Below are 21,802 nucleotides of genomic sequence, written 5' to 3'. Positions count from 1 at the left end.
ACCGGAAGGGCGGGGGGCAGAACCCTGGCCGCCATTTCCTCTATTGCCCGAAGCTGTACCGTTTTGGCCCGCGTATTGCGGTGCAGCGGAAGGCTGTTGCTGCTGTTGCCGCCCATTGCGGCGTCGAGCCCTGGTGGCGCTGGACATCCCCCGGCCTGCTCCTCTACTGGTGGTGTGGCCTCTGGGCGTATGGGCCGCCGCTGAGACTGGTGCGTTGGAAGGTGGCACCCGTACCGTACGGGTCGATCGACACACGGCATAGTAGAGGGCGCTACGGCGTGAGTGCCGGGTGCGGTCGATGGTGGATCCGACAGGCGGGGAGAGAAAGCAACAATGGCATCACGTCGGGACGAGCTGAATGCGTATTCGTTCGCACGAAAGCGAACGAATGCCGCATTCCTTAAGCCGCTGCCGAACGGCTCGATCGAGAGTGCGCCGAAGCCGCTGAAGGCGGTGTTGCCGAGTGTGCTGGTGGGGGTTCTGATCCTGGTGGGATTCGGGGCATGCGGCATTCTCAAGCCCGTTGCACCCCAGGGGTGGGACGAGGTGGGGAAGAACGTCATCGTCGGTGGCGAATCCACCACGCGGTATGTCGTCCTGAACAGCAAGGACGCAAACGGCAAAAACCAGAAACTGCTCCACCCCGTACTGAACCTCGCCTCGGCCAAATTGCTCCTCGACCCGAAGTACCAGGTCGTCAAGGTCAAGGAATCCGAGCTGGACGGCAAGCTCGCGCACGGCCCGGCCGTCGGCATTCCGTACGCGCCCGACCGCCTGCCCAGCGCGCCCGAGGCCAACAAGCCCAAGACCTGGGCGGTCTGCAACCGCCCCGGCAGCGGCACCAAGAGCAAGCCGCAGCAGGCGGTGTTCGTCCTGGGCGGCAAGGACAAGCAGCTCGTCGAGGACAAGGGCAAGCTCGACCTGCACCAGGCGCTGTATGTGCGCGACCCCGACGGCGCCTACTGGCTCGTCGATCAGTACGGCGTCGCCTTCCCGTTCAGTTCGAAGCCCAACGCGCTGAAGGTCGCCAAGAATGCGCCTCAGGGTGACACCAGCCAGATCCGGAACGTCATCTTCGGCGAGGCCGAGGCGCAGGACGTCACCGAGGACTGGATGAACACCGTCATCAAGAGCCCGATTCCGATCAGCATGCTGACCTTCCCCGGAATGGCGGGCAAGCAGCGGTCGGACAACGGGGTTCCGGCCAGGCTGAACAAGATCGGCACGGTCGTCCAGAACAGCTCCGGCGAGAAGTACGCGGTGACGCCGGAGGGCGTCCTGAAGGTGTCGAACTTCGTCGCCAAGATCCTCATGACCGGACAGAACGCGACGGACCTGGGCCACACCGACGACGAGCTGCAGGCCACGACGCTGCCCACCACCGACATCCATCCGGTGCCCAGTGAGGGCAGCTCCAAGGCCAAGGAGTGGCTCGGCACCATCCCCAGTACCGAGATCCCGATGCCCTGGCCGACGGAGGTCGTGGACCAGGCCAACGACTTCTCCAAGGGGTCACAGACCGGCGGTCTGACCTCGCCCGCCAAGAACGGCGTGTCCTGCAGCGTCTACCAGGGCACCAACACGGACACCCCGGACGGCACCGGCAAGCTCCTCGGATACCCCAACGGCGTGCCCAACATGGGGACCTGGATCGGCCAGGACTACCCGGCCAAGATCGCGTCCGGCTCCTCCGCGTACGTCACGCCCGGCAGCGGCCTGCTCTACCAGCAGGTGGGCACCGGCGCCCAGAAGGACGGCAGCCTCTTCCTCGTCACCGACACCGGTCTGCGCTACCACGTGCCGAAGGGCAACGACAACAGCGACAAGGCCGGCAGCGACAAGGAGGAGCGCGACCAGGCGCAGCTCCACCTCGGCTACAAGGGCGCGCACCCGCCGGCGATCCTGAACGCCTGGTCCAGCCTGCTCTCGGCGGGCCCGTCCCTGGACGTCCACGACGCCGAGAAGCCGCAGACGCAGTGATCGCAGCCGCGGGCCCGGTGACCTGCGCCAATGGCGCGGCGACCGGTGCCCATGGCGCGGTGATCTGAAAACGAGCCCGAAGGCGGGCCCGTTCACGAGGCCGTGCCGGCACCCGAATCCGGGTCCCGGCACGGCCTCGGTCGTATCACCCGCCGCGGCCCGCTGTGATCTTCGCCGCCCCGCCATCGAATTCCTTCTGCTGACCGATAGCGTCAGATCTGCCCGATTACGCCGAACAACGTGCTTCTAACGGCCAGTTGACAATGTTGTGATCCCGTCACAAGAACCCTCCCGCTGTTGGGAACAGGCGTATGGAGTGGTTAAAGTGGGCCAAGGCGTCAGCAGGAGGCGCCAACCGCGCGGGTGCCTGAGCCGGTGCAGTGCGGTTCGAGGTACGAGTCTCATGGGGGACGTTGACTATGGCTGGTCAGCAGTACACAACCACCGAAGAGGAGATGGTCGCGTTCAGCGGCAAGATCTCTTCGGTCAACCAGTCGATCCAGGGCGAGATCTCTCGCCTGAACACGGTCGTCGACACCATTACGTCCGGGTGGAAGGGTCAGGCGGCCTCCTCGTACAACCAGCTGCAGTCGCAGGTGAATGAGGACGCCAACCGTCTCAACCAGCTGCTGGCCGAGATCAAGGAAGCGATCGACTCGACCACGAAGAACTACTCTGCCTCCGAAGAGGAGCAGGCCCAGTCGATCTCGCACGTCTCCGCGTCGGCATCTCCGTTCGGATGATGAGGCCGCGTCGCTCGCCGCGACGCAACGGCCCAGTCGCCGCAGCACGGGCCGGCAGGCAACGCCGCCGGGCTCGCTGCGGTGCGATTCGACCAGGCTTTATCAACTCCTGAGGAGACACCATGTCAGGCCAGATCCTCGTCAATTTTGCGACGATCTCGCAGGCCAGTTCCGACGTGCGCGGTACTGCCAACAACATCCGCCAGCAGCTCGATGACCTCGAGGCCGGCGTCAAGAAGATCGCCGCGAGCTGGGAAGGTTCCGCGCAGGAGGGCTACCAGGCCCGCCAGCGCGAGTGGGACCAGCGCGCCGCTTCTCTGCACTCGACGCTTGAGGCCATCGCCAAGGCGCTGGACCAGGCCGCTCAGAACTACCAGAGCACCGAAAGCAAGAACGCCGGTATCTGGGCGGGCTGACCTCGCGTCAGGTACGGATGACAAACGGCTGAGCAGCCCCGACGGCTCGCACAGTGGTCAATGAGGGCGAGCGCGCTGCATCAGTGCGCTCGCCCTTCTGCCGTCCGGACACCCGTCGCGCATTCCGCCCGAATGTCGCGATATCTCCCCAGTCTTCACTGCTTCAACACCCTCAGCAGCACCCCTCGTTCCCGCCCCATCCGCCACACATGGAGAGCAGACAACCCGTGGGATCTCGCGCCATTGGTCACCGAACCGGTCACCGCCGACGAGCGGCGGGCGCACTGGCTACGGCTGCCTGCGCCGTCGGCATGTCCTGGGCGACCGCAGCGCCGGCGACCGCGGACGAGAACGTGCCACTCAACGCCGGTGAGTGCAAGTTCAACACGAACAACATCGAAGAGACCCCGTGGTCCCTGCAGCGCATCCTGACGAACCAGTTGTGGGAGTACGGCCAGGGTGAGGGCGTCCGGGTAGGCGTCATCGACACCGGCGTCGACGTGGACAACAAGCAGCTCAGCGGCGCCATCGGCAAGGGCGGTGGCACCCTCGTCGGTGGCAAGCCGACCCAGGACGAGGTCGGTCACGGCACCAAGGTCGCCGGCATCATCGCCGCCCGCAAGATCCCCGGATCGGGCTTCTTCGGTCTCGCTCCCGCAGCGAAGATCGTTCCGTACAAGCAGACGACGGAAGAGAAGGCCGGCACCGCCGAAAGCCTCGCCAAGGCCATCAATAAGGCGGTCGCCGCCGACGTCAAGATCCTCAACATCTCCCAGGGGACCGACGCCGACCCGAGCAAGCTGGGCCCGTTGAAGGCCTCCATCCTGAACGCCGCCGCGAACGGCACCCTGATCATCGCCTCCGCAGGCAACGGTGGCGCCGACGGCAAGCAGAAGAACACCTACCCTGCCGCGTTCGAGGAGTACGAGAACGTCCTCGCGGTGGCCGCCTCCGACCGCAACAACGAGCGCGCGCCCTTCTCCCAGTCCGGCAAGTTCGTCGGCATCGCCGCGCCGGGCGTGGACATGGTCTCCACGGTCCCCGACGGCGGCAACTGCGTCGACCAGGGCACCAGCTTCTCCGCACCGTACGTCGCCGGAGCCGCGGCCCTCCTCAAGCAGAAGCACCCGGACTGGAAGCCCCAGGAACTCATCTGGCACCTCGAGGAGACGGCGGAACGCGTCCGCGCGGGCCGCGACAACTACATCGGCTGGGGCGTCGTTGACCCGGTGGCAGCCCTCAACGACGACAACAAGCCGACGGGCCCGCCGCAGCCCGACAAGCCCGGCAACTCGGCCGCAAGCATCAAGGTCCAAGCGGTCGCCGTCCCCATCGGTGAAACCACCGAGGACCGACGCGCCCGCATCTCCATCTACATCCTCGGCGGCGGACTCCTGGCCGTCGGCGTGGTCGTAGGCTCCGCCATCGCACTCCGCGACTGGCGACGTAAAACTGGTTTCAGCAGGAACGGGGAGGCTTAATCATGGGTGGCAAAGAGGAGTACGGCGTTGACCTGGACGCCTTGGATCAGGTCGTCAAGGAGCTGAACCAGGTCCTGAAGGACATGGGGACGTCGAAGAGCACGGCGAAGAACAGCACTTACCTGGCCAAGGGCACTCTGGGAAAGGGATTCTCGGAGGAGAGCGAACTCTACGGCGCGCATCAGAACATGAAGCAGGAGATCGAAAATCTAATCGACCTGGTGGAGAGCCTTCTCGACAAGTTCGGCAAGAAGTCTTCCAAGGTCAGGGGCGCGTACCAGGATGCAGAAGCCGATAACTCCGTAAGCATGAAGTGACTTCGGCAGGCGGATCGAAGTGACAGTACAGAGAACGTTCGATGAGGGAGTGGGGGACGGAAGATGACATCGGATAACAGTGGCTTCAAGGCGGCGGAGGTCAAGCCGCCGGCCAACACGGGTGGCCCAGCGGCTCCCGACACGGGCGGCGTCGCATCCAGCCGCCCACAGTTCACGAACCTGAGGCTCAATCAGGTGAAGGACATGGTGTCGGGTGCTAACCCGGGCGAAGTGCACAACGTTGCCGAGGGCTGGAACAAAGTCCGCGTCTCTCTCGTCGGAGAGGACTGGAACAGCGGCATCAAGAAGCACTTCGATGATGCCGTGACGAAGGTCCTGCAGTCCTGGCACGGCCACTCCGCAGAGCAGTTCGCGGTGGCGGCACAGAAGATCAGCGAGAACTTCGCCAATCTCGCACCGTACCCGCACAACGCGAGTCACGTCATGAAGCAGATCGGCGACAACCTCCAGAAGGTCAAGACGGCGGTCGAGTCCGTCGAGGAGCCGAGCTGGCTGGAGAGCAAGGCTGACCGCCTGGCGGACCTCGCCGGCTCTGGGTCGGGCAAGGCCGGGATCATCCTCGGCCCCGTTGGCGGCGCGGCCGCAAAGATGCTTGGAGCGGGTGACGGGCGCGACGATTCGGGCCTGAATGCCGACTTGCAGAACCCGAACACAAGCATCTACGACGCCATGGCCAAGAACCGGGGCAACCTGTCGCTCGACCGCGAACGCGAGCTGCAAGCCGCCCATTACATGGAGCAGTTGGCTACCACGTATCGGGCGGGGACGAAGGCCATGGCCAGCCCTCGGGTCGAAGACGATCGAATCAAGCCTCCGGAGCAGCCCACAGATGGTGGTGGAGCTCTTCCGGTAATTGCGCCGTTCGGCCCGAAGCCCTCCTCCCCTAATCCGGGAGGAGGCGGGGGAAAGGTTCCAGGGCTGACCGGATCTGGGATTGCGACGCCTCCTTCTATGGAAGCGCCGCGCCCCAACGGTATCGACGGTGGCATTGGCAGTATCCCCAAGTCTCCCGCGCCCAACGTGGGTACTGGCCTTGACAGCCTCGGGGGTGGCGGTGGCGGCCTTGGAGGCGGCGGAAGCGCGCTCAGTGGAGGAGGCGCCGGTGGCGGTGGCCTCGGCGCAGGTGGCCTTGGTGCAGGCGGTGGGGCAGGCTCTGGCGCAGGCGGTGGTTCGGCTTCGGGCATCGGTGGAGGCATCGGTGGCGGTATGGCCGGCGGTGTGGCCGGCCGAGGTGGTGGCGCCGGAGCCGGAGCGGGCGCGCGAGGCGGCCGGGCGGGCATGCCGGGAATGGGCGGCGGTGCTGGCGGCGGAAAGGGAGCTGGCGCAAAGGGCGCTGGAGGGGGACGCGGCGCACTCGCCCGCCAAAAGGGCGGCGTTGTCGGTGGCAAGGGTGGCAAGCTGGGCGGCGCCGGTCAAGGCGGTTCCGGTCTGCACCGAAGCAGCGGTGGTACGCAGAAGGGTGCGACGGGCGGCCGCCGTCCCGCCGGAATGAGCGGAGCTCCGGGAGCTCACGGCGGCAAGGGCAAGGACAACAAGGGCGAGAATGGGCAGCGCCCTGACTACCTCGTTGAGGACGAGGAGACCTGGACGTCGGAGCGTAATGTAGCGCCCAAGGTCATCGAGTAGGGACCGTCAACCAAGATCGAGTGTTCGGCTTGAAGCGGGCCCGCAGTCTTCGGGCTGCGGGCCCGCTTTGCTACGGAGAGGTGTACGGCATGGGCTTCACGCGGACGCTGCGTGCAGTGGGCGGCGCGGCGGTGGCGGGAGCACTGCTCTTCGGTGCCGCCCCGATCGCATTGGCAGATCAGAATAGGGACGATCAGTGGCCCCTCAAACAATTTGATGCAGAGAGCGTATGGAAGGAGTCCACAGGCAAAGGGGTCACGGTTGCGGTAATCGATGACCCTGTGGATGGCAGTCACCCGGATTTGAAGGGCAGCGTTCTTCCTGGGAAGAATTTCGTGGACGGCGGGACGGCTGATCACGAGACAGGAGCGAACCATGGAACTGGAATGGCGTCGCTCATTGCGGGGCACGGCCATGGGCCAGGGAAAGCTGATGGCGTTATGGGGCTGGCGCCGGACGCCAAAATTCTCCCCGTCGGCACGCCAGAAGTCGGGGTCGGAGTTCAAAACACTGGTCTAGCCGACTGGATCAAGTATGCGGTCAACCAAAAGGCCTCGATCATCAATTTGTCGATCGCGCCCATGGGGCTAACTGCCGAAGACAGGTTGGCGATTGGGTATGCCGCGCAAAAAGATGTCTTGGTCGTAGCGGGTGCCGGAAACAGCGGTTCTAATCTGTCAGCTTTGGCTGCTACCCCTGGAGTGGTCTCCGTAGGGGCTGTGGACAAGGCTGGCAAGGTGTGGAAGAAGTCCAACTCGGGTAGCCAAATGATGCTTTCGGCACCTGGCGTAGAGATTACGTCTGCTTCCCCAAAGGGGCAGTATCACCTGGCCGACGGGACATCTGACTCCACCGCCTACGTATCCGCAGCCGCTGCCCTCTTGCGTTCCAAGTTCCCTGATCTGACGGCTGGACAGATCGCAAACCGTCTCGTCAAGACGGCAGGGCTCCCGTCCGACAAAGCCGGCCTCAAGCTCCCCGACCCGCACTACGGTTACGGGTTCATTCGTCCGTACAGTGCGTTGACGAAGGATGTTCCTGCCGGTTCGAAGAACGGCCCCTTGAAGATGCCCAAGGCCCTGCCGTCTGCCGGTGCCGACGGCTCGCCCGCACCCGGTGCCCCCGGGAACGGAGCAGACCAGGCGAGCGATGAGTCGGACAGCGGGCTCGGAACCGGTGCCATCATCGGGATCGCGGTGGGTGTTCTCGTCGTGATCGGGATTGTTGTTCTCGTCGTGGTCCGGCAGAAGAAGAACGGCCGTAACGGTCCGCCCCCTGGTGGTCCGGGGGGCTTTGGTGGTCCTGGATTCGCGCCGCAGCAGCCTGGCCCGTACCAGCAGCCCGGCCCGTATCAGCAGCCGGGTCCGTATCAGCAGCAGCCCGGCGCTCCGGCCTTCCCGCCGGCTCCGCCTACGCAGCCTCCGGGCCGGTAAGGGCTTGGTGAGCAGCCCGCGTCTCAGTTGGAATTGAGCCTGTGACGCACGCAGGCAGGCTTCTGACTCGGGCGGTCGCGAGGGGTGTGCCCCGGTCCATGGGGGCCAGGCCGGCGCTCGGCTCGCGATAGGGAATCGACGTGAATGACTTGGGTCCGCAGTCTTCTGACTGCGGACCCAAGTGTGTTCAGGCGGGAGAATTACGGCATGCGATCCATGGGTGTCATGCGTCAGGCGGACGGTGCGTGGGGAACGCGGTGCGCGGTGATGGCGGGGGCGTCCGAATTCCGCTCCGCGGGGCAGGGAGCTGTCTGTGCGCGCCCCCACAGACGCTGAGGATTCTTCGCCTGTTGGGGGGTTGGGCGAAGGTGAAGGGGCCGCCCAGTCCTGCGTAATCCTCCTGCTCCTCCCTGCTCCTCTGCAGCATGATCTGTTCCCCTGTGGCCCGCTTGACAGCCGATTCACCGAGAAGGCAGGGCAGCGCAGACGGATTCCTCAATGAGGAAGCTGGCGCGCCTCCTCGGGTAACGACTCCGGTGCGGCTTCGTCGAGTACAGCCTCGCGAAACGGTGCCTGGGTCTGGGCGCGTGCCACGGCACTCCGGCTCAGGGCGGTCGATGCCCTCTGTTCCGTTCCGCTCCGTATCGAGATCACGGTTGCGTGCCCCGAGGGGCAGATCGAGAGCAAGTGCGGAATTGACTCGACCGACCGTCGAGGCGGTAGTTCCGGCTGGTGTGGTCTGCCGTTGGATGGAGCTGGGTTCGCCCCTGCGGTGGCGCGTATGACAGTGGACTGAGGCGGGCTGCGGGCTGCGGGCTGCGAGAAGCGTCGACGCAATTCGCGACGCAATTCGCGGCGGAATGCACGAGGGAATCGATGAGGGCCGCCGCAGGCCGAGTGGTCAGCCTGCAGCGGCCCTGGGGAATCCTGGCCGGGGGCGCGTCGGTCACCCTCGGGTGGGGCGAGGTGAGGGTTCAGGCATCGCGCTGGCTCAGCCGAAGACCGACCGGACGTGGTCCGTGACGGCCGCGCGGCCCTCGTCGGTGACGTCCTGGTGGCGGGTGGCGGCGCCGCCGGTGCGGGCGTCGACGTGGCGTTGGGCGGCGTCCAGGCCGCGGTTGGTGTGGTGTTCCGCCTGGTTGGCGGCGTCTTCCTTGGCGCGGTCGATGTAGGTGTTGGGGTCCGCCAGGCTGGTGACGCCGTCCACGTAGTTGTTGACCGTTTCCTTGGCGCCGTCCTTGACATCCTGGACGTATTCGCCGGCCTTTTCCTTGCCGATGTCGGCGGTTTCGCCCCAGTCGATTCCGTCGCGCGCGCCGAAGTGGTTTTCGATGCCCTGTTCGGCGACGTTGCCGGCCATCTCCGTGCCGGCTTCCACGGCCTTGTCCTTGGCCCCGTTGACCACGGTGTCCATGACGAATTCCTTGGCGCCGTCCTTCGCGGCGGTGACGACCTTTTCCTTGACCTCGTCCTTGACCGTCGTCTTGATGTAGTCCACGGCCAGCTTGCGGGCTTCCTTGGACACTGCCTTCTTGACCAGGTCCTTGGTCATCTTCTTGATGGCGTCCATCGTGGCGTGTTCCATCGCCTTGGTGGCCGCCTGCATGACTTCGCGCTTGAGCTGGTCGAGAATCCGGCGGATGATCAGCCGGGCCGCTTGCGTCGCGCCGGCCGCGCCGAGTTCGGACAGGCCAAGGGTGAAGGGGGCGGCCGCCTGGGCGGCGATGAGTTCGACGGCGGTGATGATGAGCTGGACAATGACCGCGATCTTTGCCGCGATCACGGCGAGCGCGGCCGCGTCGAAGGCGAGGGCGATCACCTCGGCGGCCATGGCGGCGTCGCGGAGGTAATTGTCGCCGCCTCCCGCGCTGCCGTTGAAGGTGCCCCACTCCTTGGAGAAGCCTTCGACGGCCTCGCCCGAGTTCGCGGAGGTGACTTCATTGGCCGCCATCGAGCCATGGGAGTTCGCCTGATTCACGGCCTCGGCGAAGTTGCGCCAGACCGTCGCGCATTCGAAGAGTTTGTCCTCGTCGGCGTCCGGCCATGAGAAGCCGAGAAGGTCGAGGACCCAGGAGACCCCTTCCGGCAGCTGCATAGACACAGTGATCGTCCCCCGTACGGTGGTAGCCGAGTAATCAAGTAGTGCTGAAGAGACAGGTAGTGCTGAGTAGGCACGTGGTGCTGAGGAAGCACGTAGCGCTGAGTGGGCAAGAAGTGCTGAGTGAGCACGTCATGCCGAGTGGGATGCGTGGTGTGGTGAGGGTGCCGCGTGAGAGGGACGGGCGCGGCCGTCAACCTCAGGTGGGCGGGTGTGCGCCTCAGATTTGCGGGCGGCCGACGGCGCTGATGGCGTGGATGCCCTGCTCGTCGGACTCGGCGTAGTGCTTCGCCATGGCGCTGAGCTTGTCGCCGATGTCTTCGAGGCGTTCGCCGAGGGAGTCCATCGAGTCGAACATGCCCTTCGCGATGGGCTCGTAGATCGTCAGGAAGATGTCGCCGAAGTCGCAGCCCTCGAAGGCCTTTTGCACGACATCGCCGTCCAGGTCCCCCCGCAGTTTCTTCGCTGCGCTGGTGAAGTCGGTGCCGATGTTGACGAAGGAGTCGCCCTGCGTCCTCAGCACGTCTGGATCGACGTCAAATGCCTTGCCTGCCACTTTTGCCCCCGTGTTTGCTGTTGTGCAGAGCGTGTTCGTCGCGCCCAATGATCCCACATTAGGCGGCCTGGGTGTGGCCACGTCAAGGCGGGAGCATGGCGGCTTGTTGGGGTCGAGTGGGGCCCAACTGGACCTTCATTGTGGAGAGTTGGGATGGTCTGGTGTGGAGAATGGGTGGACATCTCGAAGGTGGGCGGGGCTTCGCGCGGGTGCGGTAAATGGACCTTCACGGGTTCCTGTGTCGCTGGCCGATGGGGGAGATGTGTTGTCCTCAGGCAGCCTCCCGCAGTTTCCCGCAGTTTCCCGCAGTTTCCCGCAGTTTCCCGCAGTTTCCCGCAGTTTCCCGCCGTTTCCTTCCGTTTCCTGCCGTCTCCGGTCATCCCCGGCCCCGTCCGCGGCCGCCCCCTGCAGCGGTTCGCCGGGTGTCGCGCCGCACCTATTCGACCGGTGAACAGCCCCAGCCTTTGAGGTGGTTGGGGGCGTGGTCCGGTGGATCGGCACGCGTGGCCGATCATTCGTTCCCGTATCATTTCCGCTCATGGATGACGCACCCGTGGCGGGTATAGACAGCGACACTTCCGAGAGGAGTGTCGACGACGGCGCTTCCGAGTCCGTGGAGCCCCTTCCCGGGAATCGTACGAAGCTGACGCCTCGTCAGGCGCGGCGGATTCGCATCATTCTGGCCTCGGTGCTCATGGCCGCGATGGCGGTGGTGCTCGTGGTGCGGCTGGCGAGCCGTACGTCGGTGCTGGTGGTGGGGGTGTACGGGGCCGCGCTGGTGCTCTGCGGCGTGGTGATCGAGCTCAGCCGGAACGGGCGTACGCGGCTGGGCACCTGGCTGCTGGGCGTCGGGCTGGTGGCGGCGCTGGCGGCCGACCGACTGCTGCCCTGATCGGTCCGGGCCACAGGCAGAACCGCTGCCCATGGCTCTGATCGGTCCGGGCCACAGGCAGAACCGTCACCCATGGCCCTGATCGGTCCGGGCCAGGCAGGACCGCCGAAGGCGCCCTGACGGCACGGGCGTATCCGTGTCCCCAGGTGTTCCACCGGGCTCGCCTCTCTCACCACACCCGCCCCGGAATCTCACCGCCCTTGTGGGCGGCGGAGTTCCGGGGCGGGTGCTGTGCGAGCTGGGGCGGGTGCCGTGCGAGCCGGGCCGGTGCCGCTCAGTACAGGCCGTGCCACATCTGCTCGAGGACCAGGGACCACCAGTTGCCGGGCTCGTCCAGGGACCAGGAGTCGATCGCCGCGAGCTGTTCCTGGAAGGCGGCGACCGCCGCTCCCGCCGCGAGCGGATCCATGCCCTGCATCTGCGTCCGTGTGGTCGTCAGGAGGGCCAGCGAGCGCAGGTAGGCGGAGAGGGTGCGGTTGACGAACCGGCCGCCGCCGTGGGACGGCTGGACCGCCCAGACGGTGCCGATCAGGCCCTGGTTCGACTCGGGTGCGGTGCACTGCACGGCGAGCGCGTAGAGGCCGTCCGTGCCGATGCGGACGTAGCCGGCGAGGGTCTCCAGCGTCGGTTCCTCGGCCTGGGTCCCGGTCTCCCGCAGATGCGTGGCCATGTCGGTGAAGAGGCCGCCGGCCGGCGGCTCGGCGAGCTGGTCGGCGGTGAAGAAGTACGGGACACGGGCGGGCAGTCCGGCCCACGTCAGCGTCGCCCTGGCGGCTTCCGGCAGCTGGGTCGCCGTGATGTCGTCGACGTCCGGGCGCACCGTGCCCTGCGGTCCGAAGACCTCGGTGAGGAGCTTGCCGAGGGCCACATCGCGCATCGGCGGTGCGGCCGGGACCTCCTGCGGCACCGGCACCCGGTGCGGCGTCGGCGGCGCCGGGCGGCCCGCGATCCGGTGCATCTGCTCGACGTGCCGCAGCAGGCCCGCGACGCCCTCGGCGCGCTCCTCGGGCAGCATGCCGTAGCCCTCGGTGCAGGAGAACGAGGCGTTAGGGAAGGCCCGGAAGACGAAGTCACCGGAGTAGCCGCCGGGGAGCAGTGCGGGGCGCAGGTCGGTGTGCACCGCCTGGACGTCCTCGCCGCGTACGCCGAGCCGCACCAGCTCGTCGCGCAGCTGGTATTCGACCGGGGGCGCTCCGGGGGACGAGACGCGGGCGACGCTGGTCTCCTCGCCGGTGGCCGGGTCGTGGTAGGTGGCGACGGCCGTATTGCCGGGGCCGGTGGCCGGCGGCTGGGACTCGGCGGCCGCGGGCGCGCCGGCGGCGCCGTGCTTCTGCTGGTACATCCGGACGACCTCGTCGACGGGGACGGACGGCCAGACGGTCAGCTCGCCGGAGCCGCGGTCGACGACGCCGCAGGCGGCGCCGATCTCGGCGGGCGGCCGGCGCCGGCCGGTCTCGGGGTCGACCTCGGGGGGCGGCGGTACGGCCCACACCACCCATCCCAGGTCGAATTCCTGCATCGCCACCTCGCGCGCCGGGCCCTGGTGGCCCTCGGGGTTGAGCCAGCGGGCGGCAGTGCTCTGTGCCTGCTCCTGGGTGATCACGCGTGGTCTCCTTCGAGGCCGGTGGAAGCGTCGTCGTCAGTGGTGCGGGCGACCTGGGCCGGCACGGTGGGGGTGACCGCCGCGGGGACGGGCACGAGGATCTGCCGGGCGGTCACGCCGCGTGCGTCCGCGACGACGAGGATGCCGTCCGGCGAGATGTCGGCGCCGATGAGCGGGGTGTCGGTGACCAGGGCGGCCAGCACCTCCTGGCTCTCCCGGGCCCAGACCCGCAGATGGTCGGCGCCGCGGCTGAGCCCGTACGGCGCCGCCGCCCGCTCCGCCTCCGACGGGCGCATTACCTGCGCCGGATCGGCGTCGAGGGTGCCGGGCCGCAGCAGATCGTGGACGAGGAAGGCCATGCCGCCGTCCGGGGCGGCGGTACCGTCCGCAGCCTCCGCGGGGGCGACCGTGCGCGCACCGGGGGTGCCTTCGGGCACGAGGACGGCGGCGACGGGACGTGGGGCGGGGAGGGCTGCCGTATCCCCGTCCTGGCCCTCGGCCGGAGCCGGGGAGGCGTCGTCGGCGCGGGCGCCGGGGACGGAACCGACCGTCACGCCCTGGACGCCCGCGACCGGCACGCTCCAGAGCGTGCGCCACGGCAGCGGCAGATCGAGGCCGTGGAGCGCCTCCGCGTACGGCGTCAGCCCGTCCTCGACGAACGCCGTCTCCAGCAGCGCCGCCCGCATCACGGCCGACGCCTGGGAGCGGGTCAGCAGCGGAGCGGTCCGCAGGTACGTACGGCCGGGCGGACCGACCTGGTCGAGGGGGACGGCCTCGATGGCGGCCCGCAGGGACACCGGGTCGGCGTGCGCGAACAGGCCAGGGTCGGTCATCAGCCGGGGGAGCAGACCGGCATCGAGGGTGTGCGCCGCGAGATGGTCGCGGATGTACGGGTCGGCCCGGGACCAGTCCTGGTCCGGCACGGCCTCCAGCAGCGACATGGCGATCTCGGTCTGCGCGGCACGGGCGTCCGGCAGGCCGGCCCGGATCTCCGCGGCGATACCGTGGTGCACCAGGCGCAGCAGCGTACGGGCGCCGCCGCCCCCGCCCTCGGGGGCACCGGCCTCCGCGTCCTGCCGGGTGTCCTCGCCCGCGTCCGCGTCGTCCGCGTCCTCGACCGGCTCGATGAAGGGCGCGACGAGCAGCATGCCGTCGGCGAACTCCTGGCTCATGTCACGGCCCGCGACCGCGCTCGCCAGCATGCTCATCAGGTGGACGGGCAGCCCCCGGCCCTCGGCGAACGCCAGTGGCGCCAACAGGAGGCGCAGCGTCTGCGGATCGGCGCCCAGCCGGCGGGCATGCAGATCGAGCGCCTCGCCCACGTCGGCCGGCAGCTGGGACTCGTCCGTGGGGTCGAAGCCCTCCGGCTGCATGAGCAGTGACTGCACGGCGAGTTGGACCGTCAGCCGGCTGCCACCGGCACGCCGGGCCATCGCCTCGGCGAGCGCGCGGAGGGCGGCCGGGTCGGCGAGGTGGGCGAGCTGCGGCATGCCGGACGCCACGTCCAGCGCGGTCTCGGCGTGCAGCACCAGGCCCTCGGGGTCGGCCCATTGGGGGGCGTCGAGGTCGATGATCTGTGCTTGCCCGTGGGGCAGCGAACCCGCCAGTTCGACGGCCAGTTCGCGGGGCACCTCCGCGAGCAGATGCACCGTCTCCGTGGCGGCGAGCGGCATGAGCACGTCCCGTACGAGTCGGGCGGGCTCGCCGGCCGCGCGTACCGGTCCGGCCTTGTCGACGTCCGGCACCACCACGGCCACCGGCTCGTCGAGGGCGGCGAGTTCGCCGAAGATGTCCTCCGAGCGGCGGGCACCCAGCTCGAAGTGGTCGGCCAGCACCCAGAGCAGCTGCGCCGCGGTGAGCCCTTCGGCGCTCGGCACGGCGGGCGCCGGGAGATCCGGAGGTACGGTCGCCGGGTCCAGGTCGTCCAGCGGCAGCTGCTTGCGGTACTCGGGGTCGCACAGCATCAGGAAGCCGGTGATCAGGCGGCTGCGCCCGCTGCCGGGGCTTCCGGTGAGCACGATGACGCGCGGCGCACCGGGCCAGCGCATGCGCCAGGCCGCGAGCGCGCGAAGCGCGGCCGTGCGCCCGCCGATGAACGGATGCGGGGCGTATCCGGCCGTGTCCGTGTGCCCCTCGCCCGCCGGGGCGTCCGGTACTCCGCCGGTGCCCTCGCCCGGTCCTTCGCCTGCGGCGCTCATGACTGCTTCGTCCCCCATGAAATCCCGCCCTCCGCTGTCGTGGATTACTGCGTCCACCTGGACGATCCTATGATCCGGCGCGGGTCTGCGGGACCGTCGGGGCCCGGCTGTTCCGGAACCGGAACACGGGGGCGGTGACAGGACGGCGGGCGGGCGATCCCCGTAGGCGATCCCGGGGGCCGCTACGGACCCCGCAGATCTCCCAGGTGCCCGCAGATCTCCCAGGGGTCTCCGCGCATCTCCCAGGGGTCCCCTGCGGATCTCCCGCCCCGCCGCCCCGTTTCCTGAACTTTGTGCCGAGGGGTCCTGGTTTCCCCTTCGACTGCTCCCGCTTACGCTCTCGCTCCGGAAATCATGAGCGATATCCTGGCCCGACGGATATGCGACGCAGATCCGGATGTACACATAGGCCGGTTACGTACACCGATCCCGATACCGATACCGATCCCGATACCGATTCCGAGACCGATACGGATACCGGGAGCCGCAGAAGACTGACCCCGTCGGCCCGCTCAGCCGCGGTGGCCGCCGCCGCGGCCGGAGCGGCGCGGGGCCGTGACGATGTTGCCCGAGGGGCCGTCCCGCTCCGCGCGCTCCTTGTCCTCCTTCTCGTCTTCCTTCTTCTGCCAGGCGGCGAACTGCTCGCGCGAGGCCTCGCGTTCGGCCTGCGTCTGGTTCTCCGCCGCCCGCCGGATCTCGTTCATCCGGTCACCCAGGGCGTCCATGTAGCGCGGGGTCTCGATGGCGTCCTTCATGCCGATCCGCCCCGAGAGCACCTCCCGGGCCATCTCCTGGAGCTTGCCGCCGACGTTGGGGTTGTCCGACAGCGTCTTGAGCGCCTTCCGCAGCCGGTGCGCCTGCTCCTCGTCCTGCGCGACGTCCATCAGGTCCTGGTCCTGGATTTCCCGCTCATTGCTCATGTTTGCCCCCTTGTGCGTGGTGGCACAGCAACCGCGTGTGCTGCACCGGCGTCCTGAGTGTAATGACGGGTATGAAGCGGACGTCAAGGCGGGGTTGTCGGCAATGCCGGGTATTGATCCCTCTGCATTCCGCGCTCTGTTGTCCGCCCGCTTCGCACGTGGCTTCGAGCCCATTGACGGTGTGCTAGACCTGTGGCCGTGTTCGGCAGTAGCTGCCATTCAATTCGGGGAGAAATGATGTCCGACGAGGTCCGGATCAGTACCGAGGAGCTGCACAAGCTCGGTGCGTCCTTCGAGATATCCGCGGAAGATCTGGGCCGGCAGCTGGCCGCATTCAGAAGACGGGCCGATGCCGAGGCGCTGCGCGACGGTTTCGGCAGCCAGGAGGCCGCCCGCCCCTACCAGGAGCTCTACGAACAGGCCGAACGCGCCCTGGGACAGCTCCAGCAGCGGCTCACCGAGGTCGGCGCCGGCATCAAGGAGACCGTCGCGAACACCCGGGCAGCCGAGGAAGAGCTCGTCGAGATGATGCGGAGCGTCAAATGACCGAGCGACGCAACCCCGAGGCCCTGCACGAAGCGGCGGCAGGCTGGCGGGACATGGGCAAGCACCTCGACTCCCTCGTCAGCGGCCTGGACCGGCAGGTCGGCAGCGCGGCCGCGGCCAACTGGCACGGTCCCGCGGGCGAGGCGTTCGCCGCCGACTGGCACCGCCTGAAGCGGTCCGTCGACGACTCGCTGCCCGCCTTCGAGCTGGCCGCGGCGGACCTGGAGACCGCCGCGGCGCAGCCCGCCGACCACAGCGGTGAGGGCGGCACCGACCACGCCGCGCAGCCCGCGGACACCTCCTCCGGCGGCTCGCAGTCCTCCGGCATGAACATGGGATACGGCTTCATGGCCCTCGGTCAGCTCGCCGCCTCCATGGGCGGCGCGTTCGGCAAGCGGGGCGGCGGGGGCGGCCAGGGGCAGCGGCCGACCCTGACCCATCAGTGGGAGACGTCCGGGGCGCCGCAGGGCGCCGACCCGTTCGGACCGCCGGCCCCCGACGAGGCGAAGACGCGCGGCGGCGAGGGCATCGCCAAGGGCGTACGGAGCACACCGGCCGCCCCCGAGCCGCGCGCGGCCGGCGGCAGCGCCCCGAACGCCGCGCAGGGCACCAAGGCCGCGCCCGCCGCGTCCTCCCCCCGGGCGGCGGAGCCGTCGGGCGGCGGGACGCCCCCGGCCGACGAGGCCCCCTCCGGCCGGCCGGGGCCGGACAGCAACCAGCACGGCGCCTTCGGCTGAACCACCCGCCGACGGCACCCGTCCCGCACCGCGAACGGCGGTGGGGCGCCCCTCCGAAGAGGGACGCCCCACCGCCGTTGTGCGTATCCGGTCAGGAGCTGCTCGGCGGCAGCCAGCCCGTCTGGACGAGCTGCGCGCCACGCTTACGCGTGATGAACGTCGCCCGGCCGGGGGTCAGGTTCTGCCCCTTGACGTTGCCCATCAGCGGACCCTCGCCCGGGTCGGCGGACAGGATCAGGCCCTGCGCACCCAGTTCCTTGGTGCGCTGCATGACCGGCTCGAACGAGGACCGTCCGGCACCCGACGAGCTGCGCGCCAGGATCAGCCGCAGACCGAGGTCACGCGCGAACGGCAGGTACTCCAGCAGCGGCTGCAGCGGGTTGCCGCTGCTGGTCGCCACCAGGTCGTAGTCGTCGACGACGACGAACGCGTCCGGCAGGTCGTACCAACTGCGGTTGCGCAGCTGCTCCGGCGTGACGTCCGGACCGGGCATCCGCCGGCCGAGCGAACCCGCCAGACCGGTGATGACCTCCTGCAACTGCGGTCCCGCTGCGCAGTACTTGTACATGTGGCTTTCCGGGACCTCGCCGAGCAGCGCACGACGGTAGTCGGAGACCACCAGCAGTGCCTTGTCCGAGGCGTACCGCTCGGCGATCTGCTTCGTCAGCAGGCGCAGCAGCGACGACTTGCCCGATTCGCTCTCGCCGTAGATGACCAGCAGCGGGTCGGTCTCGAAGTCGATGAACGCCGGCGACAGCGTCGTCTCGTCGACACCGATCGCGATGCCGTGCTCGGGGTAGTCGTTGCCCTTGGGCAGCTCGTTGACGTTGAGCAGCGTCGGCAGCATCCGCACCTTGGGGGCGGGCTCGCCCTGCCAGTGCTCGTTGACGGTCGCCACCAGGTTCGCCATGCCGTCGCTGAGCGACTCCGGGTCGCTGATCCCGTCCAGCCGCGGCATCGCCGCGAGGAAGTCCAGCTTCTCGGGGGACATACCGCGACCGGGCTTGCCCATCGGGACGTTCTCCGCGCGCTTGCGGTCGAACTCCGACTCCATCGGGTCACCCAGGCGCAGCTCGACGCGGTTGAGGAGCTGGTCGCGCAGGGCGGGCCGCACCTCGGTGTAACGCGAGCCACCGATGATCAGGTGGACACCGAAACCGAGACCCCGGCCGGCGATGTCCAGGATCACCGGGTCGAGCTGCTCGTAGTCGGTCTTGAAGGTGCCCCAGCCGTCGATGATGAGGAAGACGTCTCCCCACTTCTCGTCGGGGAAGGCACCCGCCGCCCGCCGCTGGCGGTAGGTGGCGATGGAGTCGATGTTGTTCTGCCGGAAGAACTCCTCGCGCTCGTTGAGGATGCCGACGACCTCGGCGACCGTACGGCGCACCTTCTCGGCGTCCAGACGCGAGGCGACACCGCCGATGTGCGGCAGGCCCTCCATGGCGAGCATGCCGCCACCGCCGAAGTCGAGGCAGTAGAACTGCACTTCCTGCGGGGTGTGGGTGAGCGAGAACGCCGCGATCGCGGACCGGATCAGCGTGGACTTACCGGACTGCGGACCACCCACGACGAGGCCGTGACCGGCACCTGCGGAGAAGTCCAGGTACATCACGTCACGCCGCTGCTCGAACGGCTTGTCCACGAGCGCGACGGGCACCACGAGCTTGCCCAGCGCGGTGTAGTCCGGCGCGTGCACACCCCGTTCGGGGGTGACGGCGAGGGTCGGCAGCAGCTGGTTGACGGTCGGCGACTCGTCCAGCGGCGGCAGCCACACCTGGTGGGCCGGCGGGCCCTGGCCCTGCATGCGCTGGACGATGACGTCCAGCACGGTGTCGGCGAGCGCGTCGTCCTGCCGCTCGGCCTCCGGCTCGTCCTGGACGACCGGCTCCTCGATGATCTGCTCGACGACGGGCGACGCCGTGAACGGCACCGGCAGCCGGTTGGTGCGGCTGCCACCGCCACCGCCGCCGCCACCGGGACCGTGGTAGGCACCGGAGACGTACGCGGCCTTGAACTGGACCATCGTCTCGGTGTCGTACTTGAGGATGCCGGAACCGGGAACGTTCGGCAGGTGGTAGGCGTCCGGCACACCGATCGCGGTACGCGACTCGGCGGCGGAGAACGTCCGCAGACCCAGCCGGTAGGACAGGAAGGTGTCCAGACCGCGCAGCTTGCCCTCTTCCAGACGCTGCGAGGCGAGCAGCATGTGCACACCCATGGACCGGCCGATACGGCCGATCTGGATGAACATGTCGATGAAGTCGGGCTTGGCGGTGAGCAGCTCGGAGAACTCGTCGAGCACCATCACCAGCGACGGCAGCGGGTCCAGCGGAGCGCCCGCGGCGCGCGCCTTCTCGTAGTCGGTGATGTTGGCGTAGTTGCCCGCCGAGCGCAGCAGCTCCTGGCGGCGCTGGAGTTCACCGGTGATCGAGTCACGCATGCGGTCGATCAGGCTGATGTCCTCACCGAGGTTGGTGATGACCGCAGCGACGTGCGGCATCTCCGACATACCGGTGAAGGTCGCGCCACCCTTGAAGTCCGCGAGGATGAAGTTGAGGGTCTCGGAGGAGTGCGTCACCGCGAGGGCGAGCACCAGGGTGCGCAGCACCTCGGACTTACCCGAACCGGTCGCACCGACACACAGGCCGTGCGGGCCCATGCCCTCCTGCGAGGCCTCCTTGATGTCGAGCATGACGGGCTGGCCGTCCTTGTCGACACCGATCGGCACCCGCAGCCGCTCGTGCAGCGTCCGCGGCCGCCAGGTGCGCTGGACGTCGACGGAACCCGCGTCACCGATGTTCATCAGGTCGGTGAAGTCCAGGTTGGACAGCAGCGGCTCCTCGCCGTCCGCGCCCGAACCGGCCCGCAGCGGGGCCAGCTGACGCGCCAGCGCCTCGGCCTCCGGGATCGACAGGGTGTCGCAGACACCCTGGTAGACCGCGCCGCTTGCCGACTCCAGCACCAGCTTGTTCGGCCACACCTGCACGGCCAGGCCACCGCGGATCTCGTCCAGGTCGCCCGGCACGATCTCCAGGATCGTGACGCCCTGCAGACCCTCCGCACCGGCGATCACCGAGTCCATCGGCACCTCGCCGGCGTCCAGCACCACCACCACGTGCGGGGTGTCGGTCACCGGAGTGCCCTGCGGGTTGAACCGCCCGCGGCCGTCCAGCTCGTCCGCCAGCATCTCCTCGATCTCACCGAGGTCGCCGACCACCAGACGACGGGTACCGGCACCGTCCACGGTCTTGTCCTGGACCTGCGGCAGCCACTTCGTCCACTCCCACTCCGCCTGCGCACCGGGCGCGGCGACGACCGCCACCACCAGGTCCTCGGGCGAGTGCAGCGTGCACAGCTGCGCGACGATGGCACGCGAGGCGCCGTACACCGTGTCCGGGTCACCGGAGACCGTCAGGTGGTAGAAGGCGCGCAGCGAGACCGCCAGCGGCAGATCGTCCAAGCTGCCGTGCTTGTCCAGGAATTCCTTCATCGCGTGCGCGGTGAGCGGCTCCAGCTCGTCGACCGGAGCGGTCTCGGGAGCCTTCAGGGGAGTGGCCAACTGCTGCGGCCCCAGCCCCAGTCGCACCTGCGCGAAGTCCGGGTCGGTCGCCCTGCGCTCCCACACCCGCTTGCCCTCGGCCACGATCGACCACAGCTGGCCCGGGTCGGGGTGCGTGAAGAGCTGCGCATCGCGCTGCTTGCGTGCGGTACGCCGTACCTCTTTCCGCTTCTGCGTAAGGTACTTGAGGTAGTCCTGGCGCTCCTGAAGCATTTGTCCGGAAGGCCCCTGGCGGGCCTTGACGATCTGTACGATCGCCATCGCCAGGGTGGACACCACCATGACGCCGCCCATGATCTTCATGAACGGTTGGTTGCCCATGAAGAGGAAGCCCGCCGATGAAGCCATGCCCATCATGGGCATCAGGCTCATCAGAATGTTGTCCCCTTCGCCTTCCCTGGGGAGTTCCGGAGGCGCCTCGAGAGTCACCTCCTCGGAGGGAACTTCAGGTGGCAGCGCGCGGGGCGGGCGCTTGACGATGACAACGCTCACCGAGGCATCAGTCCTTCATGCATCTCGCAGTCTCGGACCGCCCCCGTTGGTTTGACGGTCCCCCGAACCAAGTCCTTGGCTCGACGCAGGCGTTGATCCTACTGTTAAACGTCAAGTGCCGGGGTGGGTGGGGCAGCCGTCGAATCGGACGGTACGCTGACGCACCGCGAGCGTGCCGAAGCCC

The 21,802-nt window shown here is 68.2% G+C and carries 16 protein-coding genes; 10 read left to right on the top strand and 6 right to left on the bottom strand.

The window, feature by feature from the left end; genetic code table 11:
* Positions 1-333 precede the first annotated feature (333 nt).
* From ACIRQ7_RS00135 to ACIRQ7_RS00105, 7 genes are all read left to right on the top strand, one after another.
* Positions 334-1,980: a type VII secretion protein EccB gene (locus tag ACIRQ7_RS00135; protein ID WP_404258754.1), complete on the top strand. Its 1,647-nt coding sequence runs from the start codon at positions 334-336 to the stop codon at positions 1,978-1,980.
* Positions 1,981-2,399: 419 nt separating this feature from the next.
* Complete coding sequence (locus ACIRQ7_RS00130) at positions 2,400-2,723, top strand: WXG100 family type VII secretion target (protein ID WP_401463617.1); 324 nt, start codon at positions 2,400-2,402, stop codon at positions 2,721-2,723.
* 122 nt (positions 2,724-2,845) lie between these two features.
* A complete protein-coding gene (locus ACIRQ7_RS00125; protein WP_393895579.1) occupies positions 2,846-3,139 on the top strand; it encodes a WXG100 family type VII secretion target in 294 nt (97 codons plus the stop codon).
* A 311-nt stretch (positions 3,140-3,450) separates the two neighbouring features.
* Positions 3,451-4,620 (top strand): type VII secretion-associated serine protease mycosin, encoded by a 1,170-nt coding sequence (gene mycP / locus ACIRQ7_RS00120; RefSeq protein ID WP_404258752.1) that lies wholly within the window; start codon positions 3,451-3,453, stop codon positions 4,618-4,620.
* Positions 4,621-4,622: 2 nt separating this feature from the next.
* The gene (locus ACIRQ7_RS00115) at positions 4,623-4,937 is read left to right on the top strand and encodes a hypothetical protein (protein ID WP_401463622.1); all 315 of its coding nucleotides are present in this window, start codon (positions 4,623-4,625) and stop codon (positions 4,935-4,937) included.
* 63 nt (positions 4,938-5,000) lie between these two features.
* On the top strand, positions 5,001-6,584 hold the full coding sequence (locus tag ACIRQ7_RS00110) for a hypothetical protein (RefSeq protein WP_404258750.1): 1,584 nt from the start codon (positions 5,001-5,003) through the stop codon (positions 6,582-6,584).
* An 89-nt stretch (positions 6,585-6,673) separates the two neighbouring features.
* The gene (locus tag ACIRQ7_RS00105; protein WP_404258748.1) at positions 6,674-8,017 is read left to right on the top strand and encodes a S8 family serine peptidase; all 1,344 of its coding nucleotides are present in this window, start codon (positions 6,674-6,676) and stop codon (positions 8,015-8,017) included.
* 991 nt (positions 8,018-9,008) lie between these two features.
* Here the strand turns inward: ACIRQ7_RS00105 and ACIRQ7_RS00100 are convergent.
* Positions 9,009-10,112: a PE-PGRS family protein gene (locus tag ACIRQ7_RS00100; RefSeq protein WP_404258746.1), complete on the bottom strand. Its 1,104-nt coding sequence runs from the start codon at positions 10,110-10,112 to the stop codon at positions 9,009-9,011.
* A gap of 223 nt (positions 10,113-10,335) precedes the next feature.
* The gene (locus ACIRQ7_RS00095) at positions 10,336-10,638 is read right to left on the bottom strand and encodes a hypothetical protein (RefSeq protein WP_401463630.1); all 303 of its coding nucleotides are present in this window, start codon (positions 10,636-10,638) and stop codon (positions 10,336-10,338) included.
* A gap of 571 nt (positions 10,639-11,209) precedes the next feature.
* Here ACIRQ7_RS00095 and ACIRQ7_RS00090 point away from each other — a divergent pair.
* On the top strand, positions 11,210-11,563 hold the full coding sequence (locus ACIRQ7_RS00090; RefSeq protein ID WP_403666294.1) for a hypothetical protein: 354 nt from the start codon (positions 11,210-11,212) through the stop codon (positions 11,561-11,563).
* A 274-nt stretch (positions 11,564-11,837) separates the two neighbouring features.
* On the opposite strand, the gene ACIRQ7_RS00085 is transcribed toward ACIRQ7_RS00090, so the two are convergent.
* The 3 genes from ACIRQ7_RS00085 to ACIRQ7_RS00075 all read right to left on the bottom strand — a co-directional run bounded on the left by ACIRQ7_RS00085 (position 11,838) and on the right by ACIRQ7_RS00075 (position 16,284).
* Positions 11,838-13,166, bottom strand: a complete 1,329-nt coding sequence (locus ACIRQ7_RS00085) for an SUKH-4 family immunity protein (protein WP_404258744.1) — start codon at positions 13,164-13,166, stop codon at positions 11,838-11,840.
* Positions 13,163-15,364 carry an ATP-binding protein gene (locus ACIRQ7_RS00080; RefSeq protein WP_404258743.1) on the bottom strand — a complete coding sequence of 734 codons (2,202 nt, stop codon included), beginning with the start codon at positions 15,362-15,364 and terminating at the stop codon, positions 13,163-13,165. Before ACIRQ7_RS00080 ends, ACIRQ7_RS00085 begins: the two co-directional genes overlap by 4 nt.
* Positions 15,365-15,876: 512 nt before the next feature.
* Positions 15,877-16,284 carry a hypothetical protein gene (locus ACIRQ7_RS00075; RefSeq protein WP_404258742.1) on the bottom strand — a complete coding sequence of 136 codons (408 nt, stop codon included), beginning with the start codon at positions 16,282-16,284 and terminating at the stop codon, positions 15,877-15,879.
* A gap of 237 nt (positions 16,285-16,521) precedes the next feature.
* Between ACIRQ7_RS00075 and ACIRQ7_RS00070 the strand changes: the two genes are divergently transcribed.
* On the top strand, positions 16,522-16,830 hold the full coding sequence (locus tag ACIRQ7_RS00070; RefSeq protein ID WP_401463640.1) for a hypothetical protein: 309 nt from the start codon (positions 16,522-16,524) through the stop codon (positions 16,828-16,830).
* On the top strand, positions 16,827-17,567 hold the full coding sequence (locus ACIRQ7_RS00065) for a WXG100 family type VII secretion target (protein ID WP_404258740.1): 741 nt from the start codon (positions 16,827-16,829) through the stop codon (positions 17,565-17,567). The genes ACIRQ7_RS00070 and ACIRQ7_RS00065 overlap by 4 nt, the downstream gene beginning before the upstream one ends.
* 91 nt (positions 17,568-17,658) lie before the next feature.
* Here the strand turns inward: ACIRQ7_RS00065 and eccCa are convergent, their stop codons facing one another.
* Positions 17,659-21,618 carry a type VII secretion protein EccCa gene (gene eccCa / locus ACIRQ7_RS00060; RefSeq protein ID WP_404258738.1) on the bottom strand — a complete coding sequence of 1,320 codons (3,960 nt, stop codon included), beginning with the start codon at positions 21,616-21,618 and terminating at the stop codon, positions 17,659-17,661.
* Between the last annotated feature and the right edge of the window lie 184 nt (positions 21,619-21,802).

Source organism: Streptomyces sp. NPDC101393 (assembly GCF_044767385.1).
Taxonomy (GTDB): Bacteria; Actinomycetota; Actinomycetes; order Streptomycetales; family Streptomycetaceae; genus Streptomyces.
Note: the sequence above shows the minus strand (reverse complement) of the source record. Positions and strands in the feature narration are given on the sequence as shown.

Coding starts and splice junctions, on each gene's coding strand:
- ACIRQ7_RS00135 (WP_404258754.1), top strand. CDS start 334: ATGGCATCACGTCGGGACGAGCTGAATGCGTATTCGTTCGCACGAAAG.
- ACIRQ7_RS00130 (WP_401463617.1), top strand. CDS start 2,400: ATGGCTGGTCAGCAGTACACAACCACCGAAGAGGAGATGGTCGCGTTC.
- ACIRQ7_RS00125 (WP_393895579.1), top strand. CDS start 2,846: ATGTCAGGCCAGATCCTCGTCAATTTTGCGACGATCTCGCAGGCCAGT.
- mycP (WP_404258752.1), top strand. CDS start 3,451: ATGTCCTGGGCGACCGCAGCGCCGGCGACCGCGGACGAGAACGTGCCA.
- ACIRQ7_RS00115 (WP_401463622.1), top strand. CDS start 4,623: ATGGGTGGCAAAGAGGAGTACGGCGTTGACCTGGACGCCTTGGATCAG.
- ACIRQ7_RS00110 (WP_404258750.1), top strand. CDS start 5,001: ATGACATCGGATAACAGTGGCTTCAAGGCGGCGGAGGTCAAGCCGCCG.
- ACIRQ7_RS00105 (WP_404258748.1), top strand. CDS start 6,674: ATGGGCTTCACGCGGACGCTGCGTGCAGTGGGCGGCGCGGCGGTGGCG.
- ACIRQ7_RS00100 (WP_404258746.1), bottom strand. CDS start 10,112: ATGCAGCTGCCGGAAGGGGTCTCCTGGGTCCTCGACCTTCTCGGCTTC.
- ACIRQ7_RS00090 (WP_403666294.1), top strand. CDS start 11,210: ATGGATGACGCACCCGTGGCGGGTATAGACAGCGACACTTCCGAGAGG.
- ACIRQ7_RS00080 (WP_404258743.1), bottom strand. CDS start 15,364: ATGAGCGCCGCAGGCGAAGGACCGGGCGAGGGCACCGGCGGAGTACCG.
- ACIRQ7_RS00075 (WP_404258742.1), bottom strand. CDS start 16,284: ATGAGCAATGAGCGGGAAATCCAGGACCAGGACCTGATGGACGTCGCG.
- ACIRQ7_RS00070 (WP_401463640.1), top strand. CDS start 16,522: ATGTCCGACGAGGTCCGGATCAGTACCGAGGAGCTGCACAAGCTCGGT.
- ACIRQ7_RS00065 (WP_404258740.1), top strand. CDS start 16,827: ATGACCGAGCGACGCAACCCCGAGGCCCTGCACGAAGCGGCGGCAGGC.